General features: G+C 73.2%; 19 protein-coding genes. 9 read left to right on the top strand and 10 right to left on the bottom strand.

Features of this window, described 5'->3' with window-relative positions; translation table 11 throughout:
- Window positions 1-69: 69 nt before the first annotated feature.
- The 4 genes from ACGFH8_RS05155 to ACGFH8_RS05140 all read right to left on the bottom strand — a co-directional run bounded on the left by ACGFH8_RS05155 (window position 70) and on the right by ACGFH8_RS05140 (window position 5,206).
- Window positions 70-939: an NDP-sugar synthase gene (locus tag ACGFH8_RS05155; protein WP_393363561.1), complete on the bottom strand. Its 870-nt coding sequence runs from the start codon at window positions 937-939 to the stop codon at window positions 70-72.
- A complete protein-coding gene (locus ACGFH8_RS05150; protein WP_393363559.1) occupies window positions 936-1,478 on the bottom strand; it encodes an NUDIX hydrolase in 543 nt (180 codons plus the stop codon). The genes ACGFH8_RS05155 and ACGFH8_RS05150 overlap by 4 nt, the downstream gene beginning before the upstream one ends.
- Window positions 1,479-1,530: 52 nt before the next feature.
- Entirely contained in the window at window positions 1,531-3,324 is a 1,794-nt protein-coding gene (locus tag ACGFH8_RS05145) for a RelA/SpoT family protein (RefSeq protein WP_393364526.1), read from the bottom strand.
- A 127-nt stretch (window positions 3,325-3,451) separates the two neighbouring features.
- The gene (locus tag ACGFH8_RS05140; protein ID WP_393363556.1) at window positions 3,452-5,206 is read right to left on the bottom strand and encodes a DEDD exonuclease domain-containing protein; all 1,755 of its coding nucleotides are present in this window, start codon (window positions 5,204-5,206) and stop codon (window positions 3,452-3,454) included.
- A 127-nt stretch (window positions 5,207-5,333) separates the two neighbouring features.
- On the opposite strand from ACGFH8_RS05140, the gene ACGFH8_RS05135 reads away from it, so the two are divergent.
- Window positions 5,334-6,788, top strand: a complete 1,455-nt coding sequence (locus tag ACGFH8_RS05135; protein ID WP_393363554.1) for an NYN domain-containing protein — start codon at window positions 5,334-5,336, stop codon at window positions 6,786-6,788.
- A 177-nt stretch (window positions 6,789-6,965) separates the two neighbouring features.
- A complete protein-coding gene (locus tag ACGFH8_RS05130) occupies window positions 6,966-7,721 on the top strand; it encodes a DinB family protein (RefSeq protein WP_393363551.1) in 756 nt (251 codons plus the stop codon).
- A gap of 34 nt (window positions 7,722-7,755) precedes the next feature.
- Here the strand turns inward: ACGFH8_RS05130 and ACGFH8_RS05125 are convergent, their stop codons facing one another.
- On the bottom strand, window positions 7,756-8,103 hold the full coding sequence (locus ACGFH8_RS05125) for a hypothetical protein (protein WP_393363548.1): 348 nt from the start codon (window positions 8,101-8,103) through the stop codon (window positions 7,756-7,758).
- A 252-nt stretch (window positions 8,104-8,355) separates the two neighbouring features.
- Between ACGFH8_RS05125 and ACGFH8_RS05120 the strand changes: the two genes are divergently transcribed.
- The 3 genes from ACGFH8_RS05120 (at window position 8,356) to ACGFH8_RS05110 (ending at window position 11,162) form a co-directional block, all read left to right on the top strand.
- On the top strand, window positions 8,356-8,574 hold the full coding sequence (locus ACGFH8_RS05120; protein WP_393363545.1) for a hypothetical protein: 219 nt from the start codon (window positions 8,356-8,358) through the stop codon (window positions 8,572-8,574).
- A 207-nt stretch (window positions 8,575-8,781) separates the two neighbouring features.
- On the top strand, window positions 8,782-10,041 hold the full coding sequence (locus ACGFH8_RS05115) for a M48 family metallopeptidase (protein ID WP_393363542.1): 1,260 nt from the start codon (window positions 8,782-8,784) through the stop codon (window positions 10,039-10,041).
- Window positions 10,038-11,162, top strand: coding sequence for a glycosyltransferase family 4 protein (locus ACGFH8_RS05110; RefSeq protein ID WP_393363539.1), 1,125 nt, complete (start codon window positions 10,038-10,040; stop codon window positions 11,160-11,162). Before ACGFH8_RS05115 ends, ACGFH8_RS05110 begins: the two co-directional genes overlap by 4 nt.
- 63 nt (window positions 11,163-11,225) lie before the next feature.
- Here ACGFH8_RS05110 and ACGFH8_RS05105 read toward each other — a convergent pair whose 3' ends face one another.
- The 5 genes from ACGFH8_RS05105 to ACGFH8_RS05085 form a co-directional block, all read right to left on the bottom strand.
- Window positions 11,226-12,884 carry a putative bifunctional diguanylate cyclase/phosphodiesterase gene (locus tag ACGFH8_RS05105; RefSeq protein ID WP_393364523.1) on the bottom strand — a complete coding sequence of 553 codons (1,659 nt, stop codon included), beginning with the start codon at window positions 12,882-12,884 and terminating at the stop codon, window positions 11,226-11,228.
- 79 nt (window positions 12,885-12,963) lie between these two features.
- The gene (locus ACGFH8_RS05100; protein WP_393363536.1) at window positions 12,964-13,773 is read right to left on the bottom strand and encodes an SAM-dependent methyltransferase; all 810 of its coding nucleotides are present in this window, start codon (window positions 13,771-13,773) and stop codon (window positions 12,964-12,966) included.
- A 187-nt stretch (window positions 13,774-13,960) separates the two neighbouring features.
- On the bottom strand, window positions 13,961-14,629 hold the full coding sequence (locus tag ACGFH8_RS05095) for a response regulator transcription factor (protein WP_007072219.1): 669 nt from the start codon (window positions 14,627-14,629) through the stop codon (window positions 13,961-13,963).
- A 7-nt stretch (window positions 14,630-14,636) separates the two neighbouring features.
- Window positions 14,637-16,325: a GAF domain-containing sensor histidine kinase gene (locus ACGFH8_RS05090; protein ID WP_393363533.1), complete on the bottom strand. Its 1,689-nt coding sequence runs from the start codon at window positions 16,323-16,325 to the stop codon at window positions 14,637-14,639.
- 14 nt (window positions 16,326-16,339) lie between these two features.
- On the bottom strand, window positions 16,340-18,154 hold the full coding sequence (locus ACGFH8_RS05085; protein ID WP_393363530.1) for an AMP-dependent synthetase/ligase: 1,815 nt from the start codon (window positions 18,152-18,154) through the stop codon (window positions 16,340-16,342).
- Window positions 18,155-18,337: 183 nt separating this feature from the next.
- Between ACGFH8_RS05085 and ACGFH8_RS05080 the strand changes: the two genes are divergently transcribed.
- The 4 genes from ACGFH8_RS05080 to ACGFH8_RS05065 all read left to right on the top strand — a co-directional run bounded on the left by ACGFH8_RS05080 (window position 18,338) and on the right by ACGFH8_RS05065 (window position 21,252).
- Entirely contained in the window at window positions 18,338-18,793 is a 456-nt protein-coding gene (locus ACGFH8_RS05080) for an SRPBCC family protein (protein ID WP_393363527.1), read from the top strand.
- A 31-nt stretch (window positions 18,794-18,824) separates the two neighbouring features.
- Window positions 18,825-19,529, top strand: coding sequence for a hypothetical protein (locus tag ACGFH8_RS05075; RefSeq protein WP_393363525.1), 705 nt, complete (start codon window positions 18,825-18,827; stop codon window positions 19,527-19,529).
- 71 nt (window positions 19,530-19,600) lie between these two features.
- On the top strand, window positions 19,601-20,548 hold the full coding sequence (locus ACGFH8_RS05070) for an ROK family glucokinase (protein ID WP_393363522.1): 948 nt from the start codon (window positions 19,601-19,603) through the stop codon (window positions 20,546-20,548).
- Window positions 20,549-20,565: 17 nt separating this feature from the next.
- Window positions 20,566-21,252, top strand: a complete 687-nt coding sequence (locus ACGFH8_RS05065; protein ID WP_393363519.1) for an endonuclease/exonuclease/phosphatase family protein — start codon at window positions 20,566-20,568, stop codon at window positions 21,250-21,252.
- The last annotated feature ends 16 nt before the right edge of the window (window positions 21,253-21,268 follow it).

The raw sequence follows: 21,268 nt of genomic DNA, 5'->3' as shown, positions 1-21,268 counted from the left end.
CGTCGGCGTCGTCGCCTATGCTAGATGTTTCCGGGTGGCCCGGCGTCCTGCCCCCGTCGTCCGGGCCGCTCAGCCGGGCGCGGCGGCCGCGACGGTGCGTCCGTCCCCGGCCCGGATCACGCCGCGCAGCCGCTCGCCGTCCGGCACGACAGCACCCGGCCACACCACCGTACGGAACACGTCGCCGTCCACCCGCGCGCCCGCGCCGACCACCGACTCCACGCAGCGACCGGTCACCGTGGCGGACCTGTCGACGAGGGCGCCGCCGTTCGCGGCGTGCAGGTTGGCTGCCAGGTAGTCGGCCGGGGTGCCGGTGTCGTAGAAGGTGCCCGGGTAGGGCACCACCTCCAGCGCACCCGCCGCCTCGGCCGGACGCCAGACGGCGCGGACCAGGTCCGAGAAGACGACCGGCAGGTCCCGGACGAGCCGCCAGGGCAACAGCGAGAAGCCGGTGAAGCTGTGCCCGGCGAAGGTGCCCGGCGCCGCCGGGTCCGCGGCGGGCTGACCGAGCAGGCGTACGGTGTGGCCGTCCCACCCGTCGAGCAGGGCGGCCACGTCCGGGCCCGGCGTCGCGGCCGGGTCGGCGAGGTACGCGTCGGCGTTGCCGACCAGCACCGGCCGCCCGTCGATCCAGTCCCGCAGGTTGGCCACCCCACCCGCGGTGCCCAGCGGCTCGCCGGGCTCGACGGACAGGTGTGCGCGGTCGCCGACGTGGGCAACCACCTGGTCACCGAGATAGCAGGCGTTCACCGCGACCCGGGCGGGGCCGACCAGGCCGAGCCCCGCGACCCGGGCCAACGCCCGATCCAGCAGCGGGACGTTGCCCACCGGGCAGAGCGCCTTGGGCACCCGTTCGGTGAGCGGGCGCAACCGGGTGCCCTCGCCGGCGGCGAGCACCACCGCGCACAACTCCGCCGGCACGGCCGCCGCCGCGGTCATGGCAGGTCGTCGGGGATCGGGGGCGGGAACTGCCCAGCCAGCGGCCCGATGTCGTAGTAGGCGAGCAGCCGGGCGGTCGGCCAGGTCAGCTTGGGCAGGTCGTCCAGCGGGTGCCAGGCGGCCTCGAGGACCTCCCCGCCGTCGACCGCAAGCTCGGTGCCGGACGCCGGCACCTCCGCCTCGAAGACCACGTCCACCCAGCCCTTGGCGTGCACGATCGCGTTCGGCACCGCCGGACGTAGCCGGGACGGGGGGAGCCGGACGCCGGATTCCTCGAACAGCTCGCGGGCCGCGCCCACCACCGGGGCCTCGCCGCGGTCCAGCAGGCCGGCGGGCAGCGACCAGCCCTTGCCGGGGGGTTGACGCAGCATCAGCAGTCGTCCCGCGCCCGGCGCCTCGGAATCGCGGACCAGGGTGACCGCACCGACGATGTACTTCGGCATCGCCAGCTTGACCAGGCGCCGACGCACCGGCAGCGGCAGCCGGTAGAAGGCCTGGTAGAAGATGGCCCGACCGGTGGCGCGGGAACGGGGGATCATGACCCCAGGCTAGTGGTCGCGAATGCCCTTCGGACGCGCTGGGGCGCCCCGGTCACTGTCGATGGTCGACCAGGTCGATGAGCTGGCGTACCACGGTGTCCGGTTCGATGACCCGGTCGAAGACCGCGACCAGCAGGGTCTCCAGGTCGGGATAGCCCAACTCCTCGGAGAGGCGCAACAGCGGCAGGTCGCTGGCGAGGCCCCGGTTGTGCTGACGCAGGGTGAGCCCGATGGTGGCCCGACCGAGACGGACCTTGTCGCTGATCGTGATGCCCGGCTCGGTGTGCTCGGCGAACCACCTGTTGATCTGCATCTGCGCGTGTGGCGACTTGACGAAGCTCAACCACTCGCGGCGGGGACCACGCGAGGCGACCCCGGCCTCGAACCCGTTGTCGCCGTCGTTCTCGGTGAAGATCTCCACCACGTCGCCCTCGTCCAGCTCCGAACTCAGCGGAGCCAGCCGACCGTTGATCCGCGCCGCGAGACAGTGGTCGCCCCGCTCGTTGCCCAGCTCGTACGCGAGGTCGACAGGGGTGGCGCCACCCGGCAGCACGACCTGCCGCCCCTCGGCGAAGACCTGGATCTGGCCCTCGGCGAGGTCGCAGCGCAACGACTCGAGGAACTGCGCCGGGTCGGCGGCGTCCGGCTCCCAGTCGAGCACCCGGCGCAGCCAGTCCAACTGCTCGGCACGGGCCGCCGCGCTGCCGCGCCCCGACTGTGGGAAGCGGAAGTCGGCGGCGATGCCGTACTCGGCGGAGCGGTGCATCTCCTCGGTGCGGATCAACACCTCGACCGTGCGGTCCTGCGGGCCGCAGATGCTCGTGTGCAGCGAACGGTAGAGGTTGTTCTTCGGTGAGGCGATGAAGTCCTTGAAGCGCCCGGGGATGGGTCGCCAGGTGCCGTGGATCGCGCCCAGCGCGGCGTAACAGTCGGTGGGCGGGCCGTCGACCACCACCACGATGCGGGGCAGGTCGAACGGGGCGGTGTGGCCGCCGGCGATGGTGTCCTTCCAGATCGAGTAGAGGTGCCGGGGGCGGGGGCTCACGAGGGCGTCGACCCGGCTGCGCTTCAGCGCGACCCGGGCGCGGGTGACCACCGCGTCGAGGTACGCGTCCCAGCCCGGCCGGTCGTGCACGTGCCGGGCCAGCCGGGCGTGCTCGTCGGGCTCCAGGTGCAGCAGCACCACGTCGTCCAGCTCGCGCTTGAGCGTCTGGATGCCCAGCCGGTCGCAGAGCGGGACCAGCACCTCCTGGGTCTTGCGGGCGATGCGCTCGCGCGACGACGCCGAGCGCACCCCGAGGGTGCGCATGTTGTGCAGCCGGTCGGCCAGTTTGATGATCAACACCCGGACGTCCTTGGCCGCCGCCACGATCATCTTGCGGATCGTCTCCGCCTCGGCGGCCTTGCCGTAGAACGCCTTGTCGAACTTGGTCACCCCGTCGACCAGGTGGGCCACCTCGCCACCGAAGTCCTCGGAGAGCGCCTGGAGGGTGTAGCGGGTGTCCTCCACGGTGTCGTGCAGCAACGCCGCGACCAGGGTGGTGGTGTCCATCCCCAGCTCGGCGCAGATCTGCGCCACCGCGAGCGGATGGGTGATGTACGGCTCACCGCTCTTGCGGAACTGCCCGCGGTGCATGTTTTCCGCGATCGTGTACGCACGTCGCAGCACCGCGGGATCGGTGCCGGCGTGGATGCTCCGGTGGGTGCGCACCAGTTGGGTGACCGGGTCGGAGTCGGTGGTCGGCCAGCTGAGCAGCGAGCGCAGTCGGCGGGCGAGCGGCAGCTCACCCGGCTGTGTCGGCAGGGCGCCCCCCAGGGCGGCGCCGTGTCCGGCGTCGACGTCCACGAGGGACACCTCCTCACCCCGGCTCCACGGCGCCGGGAGCCGGCGGCGGGAGCAGGCCCACGAATCGGGCAGGACTGCACTTCTCTAACAGCCTAAGCGAGTCGACGTAGTCCGATCGGTCAGTTGGTCATGAGCGTTCGGTCGAGAGTTGGTGGGACGCGGCGTTCTCGGCCTTCGTCAGCAGGTCACGGAACCTCCCCGCGCCTCCCGCCGGGGAGGACCAACCGGAGGACATTTCGAGAAGTCGGGTCTCGGGTCGCTCCAACCAGGACAGGATCCGCTCGGACTCCTCGGCGGTCGCCGCGGGCACCGGGCCGTGCCCGCCCACCACCGTTTCGGCAGTGGCCCGGATGGTGGTCAGCGTGGGTCGCGGGTGCACGCCGGGCGGGGACACCCCCGCGCCGGCCAGCCGGCCGTGCCGCACCAGCGCCAACTCCCAGCCGCCCCGGGCGGCCGGCCGGGCCGCGGCCAACTCGACGATCCCGGTCAGCGCGGCCAGCCGCTGCATCCGCACGGTGGCCCGCAGCACCGCCGCCAGCCGGAACCGCACCACCGCGGCCTCCTCGTAGCGCTTGTCGGCCGAGAGCACGTCGATCCGGGCGAGCAGCGCGTCCACCACCGGCTGTGGATCACTCGTGGTGGCGGTGCGGAACGGCTGCGCCGCTCTGTCGTCGTACTCCTCGGGGGTGATCCTGTGCTCGCAGGGCGCCGGGCAGCGACCCAGCTCGGCAAGCGCGCAGGCCGGCGTGACGGTGCGCAGCGAGAGCCGGTGCGTGCACTGGCGCAGCGGCACGGCGTCGTGGAACCCGGCGGCGGCCAGCTCCGCGGCCCGCCGGGAGGTGAACGGACCGAGGTACGCGGTGTCGGTGGGGGAGAGGTCGCGGACGATCGAGAGCCGGGGATAGGGACCGTCGGTCAGCTTGAGCCAGACCATCCGCTCCGGGTATTTCGACCGCCTGTTGTACGGCGGGGCGTGCGCGGCGATCAGGCGCAGCTCGCGGACCTCCGCCTCCAACGAGTGGGCGCACTCCACCGCCTCGACCCGTTCGGCCGCCGCGAGCATCTCGGAGATCCGCGCCCGCTTCTCGCCCGCGGTGAAGTAGCTGCGCACCCGGGTGGCGATGTCGACGGAGGTGCCCACGTAGAGCGGACGGTCGTCGGCCGCCCGGAAGATGTAGACGCCGGGGACCTTGGGCAGCCCCTCGGCCAGGTGCCGTTTGCGGCGCTGGGTCGGGGTGACCGCCCGGGCGAACTCGATGGCGTCGCCGACCGTGTCCACCCGGTGCCCGCCGAGCCGACCGATCAGCCCGTGCAGCACGTCGACGGTGGCCAACGCGTCGTCCAGGGCGCGGTGGGTGGGCTGGGTGGCGGTGCGGAAGTAGGCGGCCAGGGTGCCGAGCTTGCGGTTGGGCACCTCGTCGCGGGTCAGCACCCGGCGGGCGAGCGCCGCCGTGTCCAACACGCGGGGGTTGGGCCAGCGGTAGCCGTGCTTGGCGCAGGCGGCCTTGAGGAAGCCCACGTCGTAGGGGGCGTTGTGGGCCACCAGCACCGCGTCGGCGATGAACTCCAGGAAGCTCGGCAGCACCTGCTCGATCGGCGGCGCGGGCACCAGCATCGCCTGGGTGATGCCGGTCAGCACGGTGATGAACGGTGGGATCGGCTGCCCCGGGTTGACCAGGGTGGCCAGCACCCCCAACTGCTCGCCACCGCGCACCCGCACCGCGCCGATCTCGGTGATGCCGCCGCCGTCCGGCGCGCCGCCGGTGGTCTCCAGGTCGACCACCACGAAGGTGGTCGCGTAGAGCGGCAGCGCCGGGTCCACCCCGCCCACCGTCGGGTCGAGACCGGCCAGTGACTCCTGGACGTACTCCGCCTGTGCCATCGCCGGCACGCTAGCGCGCCGGTCCGACACTCCCGTCGCAGCCGTCTCACCAGTCACCATGGGGCTAGGATGAGAGATCGGCTCACTCACCGGGCGGTGGGCCCGGTCGCGGTGGGAGACTTGCCACATGCCCCTCACCGAGCCGTCCGACGACCACCTCCCGCAGGAGGATCCGGTCGCGCTCGACGGTGCGACGGGCAACCCGGACGACAACGTAGTCAGCGCGACATCCGACGCATCCGAGCCGACGGCGGCGGGCGACGGCGCGGCTGGCGAGCCGGAGCCGACGCTGCCCGAGCCGGTCCGGCAGCGGATCGTGGCGCTGACCGCCGCGGTGCTGCCCACCCTGCCCGCCGACGAGGTGCCGGTGCCGTTGCGTCGGGTGGCCAAGTTCGCCCCGAACCGGCGGGCCCGGCTCGGCGCGCCGGCCATCGCCGCCCAGCTCACCGCCGACCCGCTGTTCCGGCAGCGGGTCACCGCCCGGGTCCTGGCCGACGCCGGCGACCTCGGGGCCGCCGTCGTCGAGGGCACCGCGCCCGCCGCCGCCGACCCGGTCGAGGTCGCCGCGCTCGCCTACCTGGCCCGACCCCGCGGCTGGCGGGAGCTGATCGACGCCAGCGGTGCCGCCGTGCGTGCCGAGGCGGACAGCGCGGTCGTCGCCGAGCTGGTCCGCGAGGCCGAGCAGCGGGCCACCCGCGCCGAACACGACCGGGCGGTGGCCCGGGTCGAGGCGGAGAAGCTGCGCGACGAGCTGGCCCGCGTCCGGGAGGAGCTGGGTCAGCTCCGGGAGGAGTCCCGGCAGGTCGCCCGCACCCTCCGCGAGACCCAGGCCCGCGAGCGCAAGGCCAGCGAACTGCTGGCCACCGAGCGCGGCCGGGCCGCGCGCGCCAGTGCCGACGTCGACGCCGAGCTGCGCCGCGCCCGCGCCCGACTGGCGGAGGCGGAGGCCGCCGCCGGAATGGCCCGGGCCAGCGCCAAGGAGTCCCGCTCGGTCGACGACGCCCGGCTCTGGTTGCTGCTGGAAACCATCGGCCAGGCCGCCGTCGGGCTGCGCCGCGAGCTGGCGCTCGACCCGGTCGACAAACTGCCCGCCGACTTCGTCGCCGACGCGTTCGCCGAGCAGCCCGGCACCGCTCCGGCCAGCCCCGCCGCACGTGCCCGCGACACCGACGACCCGGCTCGACTCGACCAGCTGCTCGCCCTGCCCCGGGCGCACCTGGTGGTGGACGGCTACAACGTCACCAAGCGCGGCTTCGGCGAGATGTCCCTGGAACAGCAGCGCAAACGCCTGATCACCGGGCTGGGCGGGATCGCCGCGCAGACCGGTGACGAGGTCACCGTGGTCTTCGACGGCGCCGAGCGGATGCACGGGCTGCCGCCCGCGCCGCGCGGCGTACGGGTGCTCTTCTCCCGCAAGGGCGAGACCGCCGACGAGCTGATCCGGCGGCTGGTCCGCGCCGAGCCGGCGGGGCGTCCGGTGGTGGTGGTCTCGTCCGACCGCGAGGTCGCCGACGGGGTACGCCGGCACGGCGCCTACCCGCTGGGCGCCGACTCGCTGCTGCGGCGACTCGCCCGCTCCTGACGCCGTCCGCGGGCGTCGTGATCGACACGGGTTCCATGATGTCGGGGTGTCCGACCGGTGGGACGGCCCGATGTCATGCACATCGAGTCGATCTCGCCCTTGGCCGAGCGGTCGAACCGCCTTCCTGTCGTACGCGAGGGCTAGCGTTGCCGCTGTCGCCGACGGGAGGAGGTCGCCATGACCCCGGACAACGTCAAGGTCTTCGTCGACAGAGACCTGCGAGGTGCCCGGTTCAACAGATCGACGTTGGCCGGCGCGGTGATGCGCGGCGTCGATGTGAACGGTGTGGACATCGACGCGCCGTGGCTCGCCGAGGGCACGCTTCTGATCAACGGCGTCGATGTCGCGCCGCTCGTCGAGGCGGAGCTCAACAGGCGGTTCCCCGGGCGTGAGCTCAGGCAGGCCACGGACCCGGACGGCCTCCGCCTGGCGTGGACGGCGCTCGAGGAGGCCTGGGCGTCCGCGGTCGACCGGGTCCGGTCCATGCCAGCCGGCGCGGCCGACGTCCCGATCGACGGGGAGTGGTCGTTCGCGCAGACACTGCGCCATCTCGCGTTCGCCGCCGACGCCTGGCTGGGCAAGGCGATCCTGCGCCTGCCGCACCCGTTCCACGCGCTCGGCCAGCCCAACGTCGAGTACGAGACCGACGGCTTCGACATGTCGGTCTTCGCCAAGGAGCAGCCAACGTTCGCCGAGACCCTGAAGGTGCGGGCCGAGCGGCAGGCGATGGTGCGCGACTTCGTCGCGGCCGTCACGCCGGACCTGCTCGCCGAGCCCCGGCCAGCCGCCTGGTGGCCCGAGCAGCAGGTGACAGTCCTGCACTGCCTCCACGTGATCTTCGACGAGGAGTGGCAGCACCTTCGCTTCGCGCTGCGCGACCTCGACGCGCAGGAGCGCGGCGGCGGGACGGGCGATCCGGCCGATCACCGCTGACCGCCGAGGACGTGGCGCGCGTGCGATATGCGCGCTAGTCCGAGAAGCGGTCGCCGATGCGGATCGTGTCGTACCGGGTCTTCGGCACGCAGGAGTTCCTGCTCCGGCCGCTGTCGGTGACGTAGGTGATCCGGTAGCAGGTCCGCAGGCGGCACATCTGGCCCTTGCGGTTGCAGACGGACGTGGAGGTCTCCTCCTTGCCCGAGACGGCGCCGACGGTGTCACCACGCGCCCCCCACGCGATCAGTCCGATCACCACGGCGAACGCGCAGGCGATCCCCACCACCGCGATGATCGGTCTTTTCGCCGCCCGGCTGTGGCGGCGCGGCAGCACCTCGCCGCCCGGCTGCTCCGGCGAAGGGTGGCCATCTTCGTCGGTCACCCACCCACCCCCGTTGTCACGACCTCACGGTAGGAGGACATCGCAACGGCGCCGCCGTCCGATCGGCACGAGATCGGGGGGTCCGGGCGGTCGGGATGGCCCGATTTCGCTGAACTGGAGTCGATCTCTCCCCCAAACGGACGGTCGGACGTGGTTTCTGTCGTACCCGGTGGTTAGCGTCGATGTCACCGATGGTGCTCGGTTGACGACGACAAGACGTGAGCCGGCACCGCGAGCCGATCAGGAGGCGCGATGCTCATCGACTGTGACGGGTGCGCGAGGCGGGCCGACGGATGTTCCGGCTGCCCGCTGACCGCCCTGTTCGACGAGACGTCCCCGGCGGCCGGGCTGGTCGCCGCCGAGGTCGAGGCCATCGAGGTGCTCGCCCGGGCCGGCTTCGACGTGGAGGTGCTGGCCGCGCCCGCGCGCCCCAGCGCGGCTCGCCCCCGTGCCGTCCGCCGGATCGCCTGAGCGCCACACCGCGCCCGAAAGTGGCCTTCTCGCGGACCATAGGATGAGCGGTCACGGCGGGAGGAGCGGCGCGATGAGCGGGATACGACGGAACGACGACGGGCTCGTCGGAGCCACGCTCGTCGGCGCGGCCTGCGGCGGCGCTCTGTCAGGCGGCTCCGCGTGGGACGGCTCCGCGTGCGGTAGCGGCGACGCGGCGGTGTCCCGTTGACCCCGCGCGGGTGGGCGTTGCTGACACTGGCCGGGTTGACCATCGCGCTGGTCGTGACCGCCGCGCTGTTCATCCCGTGGCACCGACCGCCGGCCCCGCGGGCCGACCAGCTCGCCGCGCTGGGTGACCTGCCGGCCGAGCAGGTGGCCAAGGGGCGGGAGTTCCGGGCCGCGCTGCGTCCCGGCGGTTACACCGCGCTCGCCGTGGGGCTGCTCGTCGCCCTCGCGCTCGGGCTGACCCCGCTGGGCGGTCGCCTGGTCGAGCTGGTGGGCCGGCCGTTCGGGGGGCACTGGATCGCGCAGGCGGTGCTCGGCGGGCTGGCCGTGATGCTCGTCGCCGACCTGGTGACGTTGCCGTTCGCCGCCTGGCGCCAGAGCGTGCTCACCCGCTACGGGTTGAGCACCAACGGCTGGAGTGGCTGGGCGGTCGACCTGCTCAAGTCGTACGCGGTCAGCGCGGTGATCGGGGCGGTGGCGCTTGTCGGCTTCTACGCGGTGATCCGGTTCGCGCCGCGCTGGTGGTGGGCGTTCGGCGCGGCGGGTGCCGCTCTGCTCGTGGTGCTGCTGTCGTTCGTGCTGCCGGTGCTTGTGGAGCCGGTCTTCAACAAGTTCACCCCGATGGACCAGGGCCCGCTGCGTACCGAGCTGATGAGCATGGCCGCTCGCGACGGGGTGCCGGTGCGCGACGTGCTGGTCGCCGACGCGTCCCGGCGCACCAAGGCGGTGAACGCGTACGTCTCCGGTCTCGGACCGACCCGGCGGGTCGTCGTCTACGACACCCTGCTGCGCGAGGCGACCCCGGCCGAGGTGACCGCCGTGGTGGCGCACGAGTTGGGGCACGCGAAGGACTCCGACGTGACGGTGGGCACGTTGACCGGGGCGCTGGGTACCGCCGCCGCCGTGGTGGCGCTCTACCTGCTCGGCTCGTGGGCGCCGCTGCTGCGGCTGGCCGGCGTCGACTCGGTCGCCCAACCACGCGCCTTTCCGTTACTGCTGGCGCTCGTCACGGTGGCCGGGCTGGTCGCCGCGCCGGTGCAGGCGCTGATGTCGCGACGGGTGGAGGCTCGGGCCGACGCGCACGCGCTCGCGCTGACAGGTGACCCGCAGGCGTTCGAGTCGATGCAGCGCCGGCTCGGGTCGGTCAACCTCGGCGACCCCGATCCACCACGCTGGGAATACCTCTACTCGGCCTCGCACCCGTCCACAGTCGAGCGGATGGCCGCCGCCCGCGCGTACGCCCGGGAGGCCGGCCGATGAGCCGCACGCTGCTGATCACAAACGATTTTCCGCCCCGCCCGGGCGGCATCCAGTCCTTCGTGCACAACCTCGCGGTGCGGCAACCGGCCGGCTCGGTGGTCGTCTACGCGTCGAGCTGGCGTGGGGCCGAGAAGTTCGACGCCGACCAGCCGTTCGAGGTGATCCGGGAGCGCACCCGGGTGCTGTTGCCCACCCCGTTGATCGCCCGCAGGGCGGCGCGGTTGGCGCGCGCGTACGACTGCGACACGGTGTGGTTCGGCGCGGCGGCCCCGTTGGGGCTGCTCGCCGCCGGCCTGCGTCGGCGGGCCGGCGTACGCCGGGTGGTGGCGCAGACCCACGGCCACGAGGTTGGTTGGGCGGCGCTGCCGGCCGCCCGGCCGGCGCTGCGGCGCATCGGTCGGGGTGTGGATGTCACCACCTATCTCGGCGAGTACACCCGCAGTCGACTGGCCCGCGTGCTGGACGGGGTGACCGAGCTGCGCCGGCTCGCCCCCGGGGTCGACGTGGACACCTACCACCCAACCGTGGACGGCGAGCAGGTCCGGGCCCGGCTCGGGTTGACCGACCGCCCGGTGGTGGTCTGTGTGTCCCGGCTGGTGCCGCGCAAGGGCCAGGACATGCTGATCCGGGCGCTCCCGGAGATCCGCCGCCGGGTGCCCGAGGCGGCGCTGCTGATCGTCGGCGGTGGGCCGTACCGGGCGACGCTGGAGAAGCTGGCCCGCCAGACGGGTGTGGAACGGGACGTGGTGTTCACCGGCTCGGTGCCGTCGGCCGAGTTGCCGGCGCACTACGCGGCCGGCGACGTCTACGCCATGCCGTGTCGCACCCGCAACCGGGGCCTCGACGTGGAGGGGCTGGGCATCGTCTACCTGGAGGCGTCCGCGACCGGCCTGCCGGTGGTGGCCGGTGACTCCGGGGGCGCACCGGACGCGGTCCGTGAGGGGGAGACCGGTTACGTCGTACGCGGGCGCGACGTGGCCCAGCTCGCCGACCGGGTGGCCCGACTGCTCGCCGATCGGGACCTGGCCCGCCAACTGGGCGCTGCCGGCCGGGCCTGGGTGGAGCGGGAGTGGCGCTGGGAGGCGCAGGCGGAACGGATGCGGGCGCTGCTCGACGGTTGAGCGCGCGGCGTGGCGCCGACGGTCGGCCCGGTGACGTCGGGAGGGGTGTGGGGCCCCGGACGCTCAGCGGATGCGGGCCAGGATCCGATCGGCGGGGGCCGGGCGGCCGAAGTGCCAGCCCTGGCCGGCGTCGCAGCCGATCGCCCGTAGCCGCTCGGCCTGCCCGGCGGTCTCCACGCCCTCGGCGGTGACCGTCAGGTCCAACGCGTGCGCGAGCGAGACCAGCGAGGCGAGGATCCGCTCGTCGGTGCGGCCGACCGAGGGGGACCGCAGGCCGGCGACGAACTCCCCGGCGACCTTCAGTTCGGTCACCGGTAGGTCCCGTAGATAGGCCAGGTTGCTGTAGCCGGTGCCGAAGTCGTCGATGGCGATCCGCACCCCGAGGTCGGCCAGCACCCGCAACGCGCGGACCGGCTCCTCGGCGGTGCTCATCATCGTGCTTTCGGTGATCTCCAGTTGCAGCCGTTCCGGCGGCAGGCCGGTCTGCCGCAGGAGCGCCCGAACCTCCTGCACCAGCCCGGGTCGGTGCACCTGCCGCACCGCCAGGTTGACGCTGACGAACGGGGCGGCGACGCTGCCGGCCGCCCACGCCTCCGCCTCGCGGCAGGCCTCGGCCAGCACCCAACCGCCCAACTGGATGATCAGGCCGGTCTCCTCGGCCAACCCGATGAAGCTGTCCGGACGCAGCACCCCCAGCTCCGGGTGGCGCCAGCGGACCAGCGCCTCGACGCCGACCAGGCTGCCGTCGCGCAGTGAGGTCAGTGGCTGGTAGTCGAGGTAGAACTCACCCCGCTCCAGCGCGGCGGGGATCGCCGCGGAGAGCGCGTACCGGGCCAGCTCGCGTTGGTTGCGCTCGGCGTCGTAGAGCGCCCAGCGCGCGCCGCCGGCGGACTTCGCCCAGTGCAGGGTGCTGTCCGCGGCCCGCATCAGGTCGGTGGGGTTGGCCCCGGCCACCTGCCGCTCGACGATGCCGATGCTCGCCGAGATCTGCAGCTCGTGCCCGTCGACGAGCGCCGGTGTGCGGACCGCGTCCAGCGCGGTCTCGGCCACCGCCACCATGTCGTCGGTGCCGCCGGTGCTTTGCACGAGGATGACGAACTCGTCCCCGCCGAGCCGGGCCACCAGGTGCTCACCCATGGCCTGGGACAGCCGTTCGGCCACCGTGACCAGCAGCCGGTCACCGACCTGGTGCCCCAGGGTGTCGTTGACGACCTTGAAGCGGTCCAGGTCGAGGAAGCACACCCCGACCCGCTGCGCGCCCCGGCCGGGCTCGTTGAGCGCCGCGGTGAGCCGCTCGGTGAACAGCGTCCGGTTGGGCAGACCGGTGAGCGGGTCGTGGGTGGCCTGGTGCCGGAACCGGGCCTCGCTGGCGCGCAGCGCCCGCTCGGCCTGCGTCCGGGCCCGCATGGCGGCCCGGCGGATCGACTCCTGCTCGTCGAGGGTGCGGTCGCGCAGCGCGCGGGCGTAGCCGGTCGCCACGGCCGCCAGCAGCCGGGCCATCCGATCTTCGACCTCCTCGGCCACCAACCCGAGGTCGCGCACCAACCGAAGCTGGATGACCTCGACGGTACGACCCAGCCCCTCTGCCGAGGCGATGTGCGCGGCGACCAACTCGGCGCCGACCCGGTGCCCGGCACGCAGGTCGAACGGCTCCGTGAGCAACGCCCCGGCCAGTTGCCCGGTGAGCCGGTCCAGCATGGCTTCCAGCTGGGCCTGGGTCATCGGCAGGTAGCTGGTGCCGGTGACCGCCTTCGCCCAGGCACGGGCGAACGTGCCCGGACGGGAGGCCGCCTCGGGCGACTCAGCCACCGAGTCGCCCGACGCCGCCCATGAAGACCGCGCGCTCGGCGTCCTCCGCGCTCTCCGGGGTGTCCGGTCGCCACTGCGGCACCCACACCACACCGGGGTCGAGCAGCTCGAACCCGTCGAAGAGCGCGGTCAACTCGGCCCGACTACGGACCCACAGGGGATTGTCGGTACGCCGGTAGACCCGCTCCGCCTCGGCGCGTTCGTCGTCGCTGCGCCCGTCGTCGCTGGCCTGGGACAGCACCAGATAGCTGCCGGGGGCCAGGGCGTCGCGCAGCGTCCGCAACAGCTCGGCCGGTCGGTCGTCGTCCGAGACGAAGTGCAGGACGGCCACGACCATCACGGCCACCGGTTGGCTCAGGTCGAGCTGCTTGCGGACATCCGGGTGGGCCAGGATCGCCTCCGGGTGCCGCAGGTCCTCCTGCACCACCACCGCCCGTTCGTTGCCGGCGAGGATCTCGCGGCTGTGCGCCACCGCCACCGGGTCGACGTCCACATAGACCACACGTGATCGCGGGTCGAGCCGCTGGGCGATCTCGTGCACGTTGCCGACGGTCGGGATGCCCGAGCCGATGTCCAGGAACTGGCGTATCCCGGCCTCGGCGAGGTGATGCACGGCCCGGCGCAGGAACGCCCGGTTGGCCTGGGCCATCAGCGGCGCCTCCGGCACCGCCGCGACCATCGCCTGCGCCGCGGCACGGTCCGCGGCGAAGTTGTGCGAGCCACCGAGGTAGTAGTCGTACATCCGCGCGACACTCGGGCGCTCGATGTCGATGGTGTCGGGTGCCCAGTCCGGCCGCTGCATGCGATTCACCCCTCGGTTCGCGACGCGGGCGTCGTCGCCCGCGCGGGTATTGTGCACCCGCCACGCACGCCAGACCATAGCGTGCGTCAGGTTGTCCGCCGACGTCGGTCAATGCGCGACGGTCCGCGCTGGCCGAAGCCGGCGCGGACCGTCGGTCGTGAGGTCCCGCTGTGCGAGCGGGGGCAGGTCAGAACTTCGGCGCGTCCGGTGCTTCGAGCAGGCCGAGCCGCAGAGCGGTCATCAGCGCCTGGGCCCGGTTGGCCGCGCCGAGCTTCTCGTAGAGCTTCGAGATGTGCGTCTTGGCCGTGGACTCGCTGACGAACAGTTGCTTGGCGATGCCGGCCACGCTCATCCCGTCGGCGAGCAGCCGCAGCACCTGCCCCTCGCGGGGGGACAACTGCGGGCCGGACGGCGCGAGCCGGCGCTTCATCGCCTCGGCCAGGTCGGCGGCGGTGAACGCGCTGGGGGAGGAGGCGGCGTGCCGCGCGGCGGCCACCACCTCGTCGGCCGGGGCGGTCTTCGGTACGAAGGCACTCGCACCCGCCTCCAGGGCACCGAAGAGCTGGTCGTCGCCGGCGTACATGGTCAGCACCACGATGCCCATCGACGCGCTGGACTTGCGCAGCGCGCGGGTGGCCTCCAGGCCGCTGCCGTCGGGCAGCCGCAGATCCATGATCACCACATCCGGCTGGAGGGCACCGGCCTGGCGTACCCCCTCTGCCGCCGTGGCGGCCTCACCGACGACCTCGAACTGCCGGTCGCGCTCGAAGGCGTGGCGCAGGCCCTTACGAATCAGGTCATGATCGTCAACAAGGAGGACCTTGGTGCGGGTGGCCGGTGTCGGACTTGTGGTCATCCTCGGGTTACTCCCCTTCTGGTGCTGCGCTGTCGCGCACGTTATCTCGGCGGGACGAGGTGCCAACAACCACGGCCACGGTTGTGCCGGTGGGTTGCCGCGGCCTGATCTCCAACCGGCCCCGGATACGTTCCGCCCTCTCGGCCATGATCGCAAGACCGTACCGTCCGTCGGGGCGCTGGTCAGCCATCCCCTGACCGTCATCCGACACTTCTATTTGCGCGTACGGGGGGTCGACCTCGCACGTGACCCACAAATTCGAGGCGCCGGCGTGCTTGCGCGCGTTGGTCACCGCCTCCTGGGCGATGCGCAGCAACTCGGCCTCGGTGGCGGCCGGCAGCCGGGCGGTGGACTCGTCGAGCGAGAGGTGCACCCGCAGCCCGCCGGACGAGCCCACGGTGCGCGCGTACTCGGCGATGGCCGCGGCCAGCCCACCCTGCCGGTCCACCTCACTGCGCAGCTCGAAGAGGCTCAGCCGCAGCTCGGTGATCACCCGGGTCACCTCGCCGCGCAGCGTACGCAGGGCCTCGGCGGTCTCGTCGGCGTTGTCGAAGACGGTGGCCATGGCGTTGTCGATGCCGTAGCCGACCATCACCAACTCCTGTGCCACCCCGTCGTGGATCTCCCGGGCCAGCCGCTGCCGTTCCTCGTTCGTGGCCAGCGAGCGCACCTCGTCGAAGAGCAGCGCCGCCTCCAGCCGCAGCGCGGCCGGGCGGGTCAGCGCGGTCACCCGGGACACCACCGGCGGCGGGTACGCGTGCGCGGTGTCCGCCTCCAGCACCACGAGCCCGACCGTACGCACCCCGGCGACCAGCGGAACGATGAGCGCGGACACGTCCGCGCCCCGGTGTGAGCGGGACTGCGAGCGCGCTGCCGTCGTGGCCTGTTGGCTGGCCCAGGCGTCGGCGATCGCCGAGTCCGCGTCCAGCGTCGTCTCCCAGTCCACCCGGTCGAGGCCGGCCTGGGCGAGCACCACGAGCCGGCCTCCGCCGCTGGCCGACAGCACCGCACCCCGGTCCGCCTTGGCCACCGTGCGCAGTTCCTCCAGCAGGTGCTCGGAGATGCCACCCGGGTCCAGGGTGGCACCGGGCAACTGTCGGGCCACCGTCCGCAACTGGGTCAGCAGTCGGGTCGCCTCGGCGTACGGCTGGGGTTTGCCCTCACCGCGGACCACGAGCACCCGGTGCAGGGTGCCGGCGGCGTAGAGGCCCAGCGCCGCCAGGATCAGCCACTGCGCGCAGACCGCGAGGTAGCCCGGCTGGCCGAGCTGGAGCTCTCCCCCGGCGGTGGTGAGCGCACCGCTGACCAGCAGGGTGGCGGCGGTGACCGCGAGCAGGGCGGCGCCCTCGCGGAAGCGACGGCGCAGCGCGGTGACGGTCACCGGGACGGCCAGGTAGGGCAGCACCGCCGAGGCGCCGAGCCCGGCGACGGTGCCGATCGACGCCACCGCGGCCACCTGGCTCGCGGCCAGGCCCAGCACCACCACCTCGGCCACCCGACTCAGCGGCGCGATCAGCCGGTGCTGTGGGGCCAGCAGGGACGGGAGCCCGGCCACCGCCAGGAGCGCGATCCACCAGAGTTGGGTGACGTGGCGGGTGGCGAAGAGGGTCAGGACGGCGACCAACGCCAGCATCACCAGGCGGGCGGCCGCGGCGAGGGGATGCGGGTGCGGTGCGGTGGCTGTGGATGCGGGCACGTGACGGATGGTAGTCAGCCTCGGTAGATGTCGGCGATGTCCGCCGCGTACGTCTTGTGGACGACCTGGCGCTTGACCTTGAGCGACGGGGTCAGTTCGCCGGTCGCCTCGGTGAAGTCGTGGGGCAGGACCCGGAACATCTTGATCGCCTCGGCCTTGGAGACCGCCTGGTTGGCGGTGTCGATGGCGGTCTGGATCTCCCTGCGCAGGGCCTCGTGCTCGCGGAGCTGCTCGACGGGGGTGTCGGCGGCCAGCCCGGCGCCCTCCAGCCAGGCCGGCAGCGCCTCCTCGTCGACGGTGACCAGCGCCGCGATGAACGGCTTGCGGTCGCCGATGACGACACACTGACTGATCAACGGGTGCGCCCGGACCAGGTCCTCCAGCACCGCAGGGGCGACGTTCTTGCCGCTGGCGGTGACGATCAGCTCCTTCTTGCGCCCGGTGATGCTCAGGTAGCCGTCGGCGTCGAGCTGGCCCAGGTCGCCGGTCCGGAACCACCCGTCGGTGCTGAGTGTCTCGGCGGTCGCCGCCTCGTTGTGCCAGTAACCCTGGAAGACCAGCTCGCCGGAGATCAGGATCTCGCCGTCGTCCTCGATCCGCACGGTCACGCCGGGCAGTGGGCGGCCGACGGTGCCGATCCGGGTGCCGGTCGGCAGGTTCGCCGCGGCGGCGGGGGAGGTCTCGGTCAGGCCGTAGCCCTCCAGGACCGTCACGCCGATGCCCCGGAAGAAGTGACCGAGCCGGGCGCCGAGCGGCGCGCCGCCGGAGATGGCGTCGCGGCAGCGCCCACCGAGCGCGGCACGCAGTTTGCCGTAGACCAGCCGGTCGAAGACCACGTGCTGGGCGCGCAACGCCAGGCCGGGGCCGCCCGGGGTCTCCAGAGCCTCGCTGTACGCGATGGCGACCTGCTCGGCGCGGGCGAAGATGCCGCCCTTGCCGTCGGCCTCGGCCTTCTGCTTGGCCGCGTTGTAGACCTTCTCGAACACCCGGGGTACGGAGAGCACGAAGGTCGGCCGGAAGGCCTGCAACTCGGCGACCAGGTTCTTGGTGTCGGCGCAGTGGGCCATGGTGGCCCGCGCCTGCACGACGCCGATCTGGATCAGCCGGGCGAAGGCGTGCGCCAGCGGGAGGAAGAGCAGGGTGGACGCGCCGGCGTGGAACAGGTTCGGCAGCACCGGCACCGCGTTGGCGATGTCGGCGTACATGTTGCGGTGGGTGAGCACGCAGCCCTTGGGTCGGCCGGTGGTGCCGCTGGTGTAGATGATGGTGGCCAGGTCGTCGGCGCCGACCGCCTTGCGTCGCCGCTCGACCTCGGCCAGCTCGACCGTGGCGCCGCTGCTGACCAGCTGGTCGACCCCGCCGAGGTCGATCTGCCAGACGTGGTCCAGCTCGGGCAGCCGGTGTCGGATGCCGGCGATCAGGGCGGCGTGCGCGTCGGTCTCCACCACGACGGCGACGGCGTTGGAATCCTCGATGATCCACGCGGCCTGTTCGGCGCTGGACGTCTCGTAGATCGGCACGGTGACCGCTCCGACGGTCCAGATGGCGTAGTCCAGCAGCGTCCACTCGTACCGGGTGCGGCTCATCAGCCCGACGCGGGCACCGGGTTCGATGCCGGCGGCGATCAGTCCGCGGGCCACGGCGGCCACCTCGTCGCGGAACTGCCGGCAGGTCACCTCGGCCCAGGTGGTGACGGTGCCCGTGGCACCGGGGGTGGGGCGGGCGAACTGGACGGCGTCGGGCGCGACCTCGGCGTTGTCCCAGACCGGATCGGTGAGGTTGGCCGCGTCGCCAACGGTGACGATCGGCGGGACGGAGAACTCGCGCACCTGCACTCCTTCGTGCTCGCACTGGCCGGTCGGGGCGCCGCCGACGGACGGTGGCTGTGTCGAAACCTACCCGGTGAGCACGGGCACACTGCTAGGGCCCGCGCTGTCCCGGCCCCCGCGGGCCCCGGCGGCGCGCGGGGGCGGCGCGGCGTGGAGCCGCTGCCCGCCGGGTAGCCTCCCCCCATGGCGGACTCCTCCACCCAGTCGATCATCATCGGCGCCGCACCGGATCGGGTGACGGCGGTCATCTGTGACTTCGCGGCCTACCCGGAGTGGACCGACGCGGTCCGCCGCGCCGAGGTCGTGGAGGAGTACGAGGACGGCTACGCCAGCCAGGTGCGCTTCACCATCGACGCCGGGGTGATGGCCGACGAGTACGTGCTCGCCTACTCCTACGCCGAGGACCTCTCCCGGATCGAGTGGCACCTGGTCGCTCCCTCGAAGATGCAGAAGTCCCAGCGTGGTTCGTACGACCTGGTGGGTAACCCGGACGGCAGCACGACGGTGACCTACACGCTTGAGGTCGACCTGTCGGTCGGCATGCTCGGGATGTTTCGGCGCAAGGCCGAAAAAATGATCATGGACACCGCGTTGAAGCAGCTCAAGCGCCGGGTAGAAGCAACCGGTGCGGCGCAGTGACGGGTCCGGTGGCACGGTAGAGGAGCCGACGGTGGGCGGAACGGATCCGGGTTCGGCCCGGGAAGAGGCGGAACGGCTGGTCGCCACCCTGCTCGCGGGGGCGCGACTGGCCTCCGCCGGCTCGGCGGGCGGCGCGTTCGGCTCGTTGGGCGGGGTGCTGGCCGGTGTCCTCGGTCACAGTGCCGACCCGGGCGGACGACCCGGCGCCGGCGGTGCTTTCGCCACCGGATCGGCCGAATGCTGCGTCTGCCCGGTCTGTCGGGGCATCGCCGCGTTACGCGACCCGAGTCCGGAATTCGCCGAACGCCTCTCGACCGGCGCCGGTGATCTCGCGGCGGGTGTCGCCAGCCTGCTCCGCGCCTTCTCCCCGCCGCAACCGTCCCCGACGAGCCCCTCCGGTTCGACATCCGCGCCGACCCCCGCGCCACCGTCGGCACCCGCCGCGAGCACCGGCGACGTGCCCCCCGAGCCAGCCCCCGCCGACCGGTCCGGCGCGACCGGCGACGAACACGTGTGGCGCGATGCCACCCGCAGCGGGCATGATTCTCAGCCGGCGCCGGAGCGGGATGTCTGGTCGGTCGCCACCCGGACGGCGGACCCACTCGCCCCGGCCGCCGTACCACCCGTCGACGACGCCGGGCCGGCGACCGTACCGGCACCGACCACTCATCCCGCGGTGCCCGCTTCGCGGGTGCCGGACGACACCGGGGCGCAGGCTCCGGGCGACGGCGCCTGAGCGCGGGACATCCCGACCCGGACCGGCATGCCGCCGGGACACGGGCCGGACAGCAGAGGGGAGCGGCAGCGGTGACGCTGACCATCGGAGTCGACGTCGGTGGCACGAAGGTGGCCGGCGGTGTCGTGGACGACACCGGCACGGTCCTCGTGCAGACCCGACGGGACACCCCTGCCGATGACGTCGGCAAGACCCGCGACGTCATCATCGAGCTGGTCGGCGAGCTGGCAGCCGGGCGGACGATCGAGGCCGTCGGCATCGGCGCGGCCGGCTGGATCGACGCCAGCCGCTCGACCGTGCTCTTCGCTCCGAACCTGGCCTGGCGGGACGAACCGCTGCGGGAGTACGTCAGCGAGGCCGTCGGCCTGCCCGTGATCGTGGAGAACGACGGGAACGTGGCCGCCTGGGCCGAGTTCCGCTACGGTGCGGCCCGCGACGCCGACGACTCCATGATCATGTTCACGATCGGCACCGGCGTGGGGGGCGGCATCGTCCTCGGCGGTGACCTGATGCGCGGCGCGCACGGCGTCGCCGCCGAGCTGGGCCACATGCTGGCCGTGCCGGACGGGCACCAGTGCGGCTGCGGCCGGCTCGGCTGCATCGAGCAGTACGCCAGCGGCAGCGCCCTGGTGCGCTTCGCCCGCGCCGGCGCCCGGCAGGAGCCCAACCGGGCCACCGCGCTGCTCGACCTGGCCGGCGGTGAGGCCGAGGCGATCACCGGCCCGATGGTGACCGCCGCCGCGCAGGGTGGCGACCCCGTCTCCGCCGAGGCGTTCGCGCAGATCGGCCGATGGCTGGGCACCAGCCTCGCCGACATGGCGCAGATCCTCGACCCGCAGACCCTGGTGGTCGGCGGCGGTGTGATCGATGCCGGTGAGCTGCTGCTCGGCCCGACGCGCCGCTCGTACCTCGACGCGCTCGCCCAGCGCGGTCGCCTGCCGGTGGCCGAGGTGCTCCCCGCCGAGCTGGGCAACAGCGCCGGAGTGATCGGCGCCGCCGACCTCGCCCGCCGGATCTGAGGCGGTCGGAGGTGGGTGTGCCGCTGCGCGTGGTGTCGTACAACATCCACAGCCAGCGCGACGACACCGCCGCGTTGGCGGCGGTGGTCCGGGCCGCGCGGCCGGACGTGGTGATCGTGCAGGAGGGGCCGCGCCGGTTCCGGTGGCGGCAGAAGTCCGCCACGCTTGCCGAGTCGTTCGGCCTGGTGGTGGCTGCCGGCGGGCTGCCCGCGCTGGGCAACCTGCTGCTGACCAGCCTGCGGGTGCAGGTGCGGGGCAGCCGGTGCCAACGCTTCCCGCTGACCCCCGGCCGGCACCTGCGCGGCGCCGCGTACGCCGACTGCCGGGTCGGCGACGCCCGGTTCACCCTCGCCGGCTCGCACCTGTCCACCGACCCGGCCGAGCGACCCTCCCAGGCCGCCGAGTTCAAGCGCGGCCTGGACGCGGCGACCAGCCCGGTGCTGGCCGGGGCGGACCTCAACGAGGGTCCGGACGGGCCCGCCTGGGCCACCGTGTCGCGGGGGTTGACCGACGCCGCGGTGGCCGCCGACCGGGCCGAGCGACTCACCTACTCCTGCGCCGACCCGCGCCGACGCATCGACGCGCTCTTCGTCGACCCGCGGATCACGGTCGTGGACTACGACGTCGTGGACACCGCGCAGACCCGCCGGGCCAGCGACCACTTCCCGGTCCTCGTCGACCTGCTGCTGCCCGCCACCGGCTGACCCCGACCCGGCGCGA

Origin of the sequence: Micromonospora sp. NPDC049175, from assembly GCF_043197345.1 — a bacterium.
GTDB lineage: Bacteria > Actinomycetota > Actinomycetes > Mycobacteriales > Micromonosporaceae > Micromonospora.
Note: the sequence above shows the minus strand (reverse complement) of the source record. Positions and strands in the feature narration are given on the sequence as shown.

Coding starts and splice junctions, on each gene's coding strand:
- ACGFH8_RS05155 (WP_393363561.1), bottom strand. CDS start 939: ATGACCGCGGCGGCGGCCGTGCCGGCGGAGTTGTGCGCGGTGGTGCTC.
- ACGFH8_RS05150 (WP_393363559.1), bottom strand. CDS start 1,478: ATGATCCCCCGTTCCCGCGCCACCGGTCGGGCCATCTTCTACCAGGCC.
- ACGFH8_RS05140 (WP_393363556.1), bottom strand. CDS start 5,206: ATGGCACAGGCGGAGTACGTCCAGGAGTCACTGGCCGGTCTCGACCCG.
- ACGFH8_RS05135 (WP_393363554.1), top strand. CDS start 5,334: ATGCCCCTCACCGAGCCGTCCGACGACCACCTCCCGCAGGAGGATCCG.
- ACGFH8_RS05130 (WP_393363551.1), top strand. CDS start 6,966: ATGACCCCGGACAACGTCAAGGTCTTCGTCGACAGAGACCTGCGAGGT.
- ACGFH8_RS05120 (WP_393363545.1), top strand. CDS start 8,356: ATGCTCATCGACTGTGACGGGTGCGCGAGGCGGGCCGACGGATGTTCC.
- ACGFH8_RS05110 (WP_393363539.1), top strand. CDS start 10,038: ATGAGCCGCACGCTGCTGATCACAAACGATTTTCCGCCCCGCCCGGGC.
- ACGFH8_RS05105 (WP_393364523.1), bottom strand. CDS start 12,884: ATGACCCAGGCCCAGCTGGAAGCCATGCTGGACCGGCTCACCGGGCAA.
- ACGFH8_RS05100 (WP_393363536.1), bottom strand. CDS start 13,773: ATGCAGCGGCCGGACTGGGCACCCGACACCATCGACATCGAGCGCCCG.
- ACGFH8_RS05095 (WP_007072219.1), bottom strand. CDS start 14,629: ATGACCACAAGTCCGACACCGGCCACCCGCACCAAGGTCCTCCTTGTT.
- ACGFH8_RS05080 (WP_393363527.1), top strand. CDS start 18,338: ATGGCGGACTCCTCCACCCAGTCGATCATCATCGGCGCCGCACCGGAT.